The following is a 238-nucleotide window of genomic DNA, read 5'->3' on the forward strand; positions in this document are numbered from 1 at the left end:
GTACTTCACTGAAGCTTAAGTTATTTTCAGCAAGCAAAGTCTTGTCGCCAGCTTCAAGCGCTTCAACCACTTGAGCCGCCAGTTCGTTCGCTTGATTACGACCTTCAACCTGTTGCAGCTGCTCTTTAACTTGAGCTGCTACTTCTTCATATGGAAGTACAGTTTGAGGGCGAGAATCTTCAATGCGAACAACGATGATGTGCTCAGGGTCAACTTCAACAACCGCAGAGTTTAGACC

The 238-nt window shown here is 46.2% G+C and carries 1 pseudogene; it reads right to left on the minus strand.

From position 1 onward, the window contains the following. A pseudogene (locus AB4585_RS26115) lies at window positions 1-238 on the minus strand (peptidylprolyl isomerase); the annotation flags it as partial.

The sequence above is a fragment of the Vibrio sp. 10N.222.49.C9 genome (assembly GCF_041474985.1).
Taxonomy (GTDB): Bacteria; Pseudomonadota; Gammaproteobacteria; order Enterobacterales; family Vibrionaceae; genus Vibrio; species Vibrio crassostreae_C.